3 protein-coding genes are annotated in these 2904 nt (G+C 37.4%); all 3 read left to right on the top strand.

The features are described from left to right. A partial coding sequence (locus tag DP68_RS17315; RefSeq protein ID WP_035311674.1) for an acyl-CoA dehydrogenase occupies window positions 1–1074 on the top strand: 1074 nt, incomplete at its 5' end. A gap of 15 nt (window positions 1075–1089) precedes the next feature. Continuing rightward, window positions 1090–1872, top strand: coding sequence for an electron transfer flavoprotein subunit beta/FixA family protein (locus DP68_RS17320; RefSeq protein ID WP_035311675.1), 783 nt, complete (start codon window positions 1090–1092; stop codon window positions 1870–1872). A gap of 18 nt (window positions 1873–1890) precedes the next feature. Continuing rightward, window positions 1891–2898, top strand: a complete 1008-nt coding sequence (locus tag DP68_RS17325) for an electron transfer flavoprotein subunit alpha/FixB family protein (protein ID WP_035311676.1) — start codon at window positions 1891–1893, stop codon at window positions 2896–2898. The last annotated feature ends 6 nt before the right edge of the window (window positions 2899–2904 follow it).

A 2904-nucleotide genomic window follows, 5' to 3' on the forward strand; every position in this document is an offset into this window, starting at 1 on the left:
GAAGTTAAGCCACTAGCAGCAGAAATCGACATAACAGAAGAGTTTCCTATGGAAAACGTAAAGAAGATGGCTAAACTTGGAATGATGGGAATACCATTTTCAAAGGAATATGGTGGAGCAGGTGGAGACGTTATATCCTATGCAATAACAGTTGAAGAATTATCAAGAGTTTGCGCTTCAACAGGTGTTATTGTTTCAGCTCACACTTCATTATGTGCATCAGTAATAAATGAACATGGAACACCAGCTCAAAAAGAAAAGTACTTACCAGCACTTGCTAAGGGTGAAAGAATAGGTGCTTTCGGATTAACTGAGCCAAACGCTGGTACAGATGCTGCTGGACAGCAGAGTATAGCTGTTGATATGGGAGATCATTACATATTAAACGGTTCAAAGATATTTATAACTAACGGTGGGGTTGCTGAAGTATTCATAGTATTTGCTATGACTGACAGAAGCAAAGGAACTAAAGGAATTTCCGCTTTCATAGTTGAAAAAGGAATGCCAGGATTCTCAATAGGTAAAGTAGAAGAAAAGCTTGGAATAAGAGCATCATCAACTACAGAACTTATATTTGAAGACGTTAAAGTTCCAAAAGAAAACCTACTTGGAAAAGAAGGAAAAGGATTTGGAATTGCCATGAAGACTCTTGATGGAGGAAGAATTGGTATAGCAGCTCAAGCTCTAGGAATAGCTCAAGGAGCATTTGATGAAGCAGTAAGCTACATGAAAGAAAGAAAGCAGTTTGGAAAACAATTATACAAATTCCAAGGATTAAGCTGGATGATGGCTGACATGGAAGTTGCAATTGAAACTGCAAGACTTTTAGTATACAAAGCAGCTTGGAAGAAAGAAAACAAGATGCCATATAGTGTAGATGCAGCTATGGCTAAATTACATGCAGCAAATGTTGCTATGGATGTAACAACTAAGGTTGTTCAGATATTTGGTGGATACGGATACACTAAAGAATACCCAGTAGAAAGAATGATGAGAGACGCTAAGATCACTGAAATCTATGAAGGAACTTCACAGGTTCAGAAGATGGTTATTTCAGGAAACATATTTAAATAAGGAGGGTACACTTAAATGAATATAATTGTTTGTTTAAAACAAGTTCCAGATACAAATGAAGTTAAAATAGATCCAGTTACAGGAACTCTTATAAGAGAAGGTGTTCCATCAATCATAAACCCAGATGACAAAAATGCTTTAGAAGAAGCTTTAGCACTAAAAGATAAATATGGTGCAAACGTTGCTGTAGTAAGCATGGGACCTCCACAGGCAGAAGTTGCTTTAAGAGAAGCTTTAGCTATGGGAGCAGACAGAGCAGTATTAATTTCTGACAGAGCTTTTGCTGGAGCAGATACTCTTGCAACTTCAAGAGCACTTGCAGGAGCGATAGAAAAAATGGGAGACTATGACATAGTATTTGCTGGAAGACAGGCTATAGATGGAGATACAGCTCAGGTTGGACCAGAAATAGCTGAACACTTAAACTTACCACAAATAACTTATGTAGAAGCTGTAGAAAAAGCAGAAGGCGGCTTAAGAGTTAAGAGAGCTTGGGAAGATGGTTATGAAAACATAAAAGTTCAGACACCAGTTCTTCTAACAGCTATAAAAGAATTAAATGTACCAAGATATATGAGTGTAGGACATATCTTCGGAGCTTTTGATAAAGAAGTAGAAGTATGGAGTGCAGAGTATATTGGAGTAGATAAATCCCTTCTTGGACTTCCAGGATCACCAACAAAGGTTAAGAAGTCAACTACTAAAGAAGCTAAAGGTAAGGGAGAAATAGTAAACCTACCACCTAAAGAAGCAGCAGCACAGGCAGTTGCAAAATTAAAAGAAAAACACTATATCTAATTTAGGAGGGATTTTTAAATGAATATAGCAGATTACAAAGGCGTATGGGTATTTGCTGAACAAAGAGATGGAGAATTACAAAAAGTTGCTCTAGAACTTTTAGGAAAAGGAAGAGCAATTGCTGATAAATTAGGAGTAAAATTAACTGCATTATTAGTTGGCGGAGAAGGAATGGAAGACGTAACTCGCGAATTAATAGCTTTTGGTGCAGATGAAGTTATATATGCTCACAATCCATTATTAAAGCACTTCACAACTGATGGATACACAAAGGTTATATGTGAACTTGCAAATGAAAAGAAGCCAGAAATAATTCTTGTAGGTGCTTCTTTCATAGGAAGAGACTTAGGACCAAGAGTTGCTGCAAGATTATCAACAGGACTTACAGCTGACTGTACAGGACTTGAAACAGAAGATGGAACAAACCACTTACTAATGACAAGACCTGCTTTTGGTGGAAACTTAATGGCAACTATCATCTGTGCTGATCACAGACCACAGATGGCAACAGTTAGACCAGGAGTATTTGCAAAGCTTGCAAAAGATGAAAACAGAACTGGTGACGTTCAAGCAATAGCTATGGATGTAAAAGAATCTGACATCAGAACTAAGACTGAAGAAGTTGTTAAATTAGCTAAGACTGTAGCTGATATAACTGAAGCTGAATTCATCGTATCTGGTGGTAGAGGAGTAGGAGCAAAAGAAAACTTTGCATTACTTGAAGAATTAGCTGATGTATTAGAAGGAAGCATAGGAGGATCCCGTGCTGCTATAGATAACGCTTGGATAGATAAAGCTTACCAAGTAGGACAGACTGGTAAAACAGTTAGACCTAAGATCTACATTGCAATAGGTATCTCCGGAGCTATTCAGCATTTAGCTGGTATGCAGGATTCTGACTTTATAATAGCTATAAACAAAGATGAAAGCGCTCCAATTATGCAGATAGCTGATGTAGCATTAGTAGGAGACTTCAAGAAAGTTGTTCCTGAACTAATAGCTCAAATAAAAGAAGCTAAAAACTAGCATTTA

The sequence above is a fragment of the Clostridium sp. HMP27 genome (assembly GCF_000765165.1).
Lineage (GTDB): Bacteria > Bacillota > Clostridia > Clostridiales > Clostridiaceae > Clostridium_AK.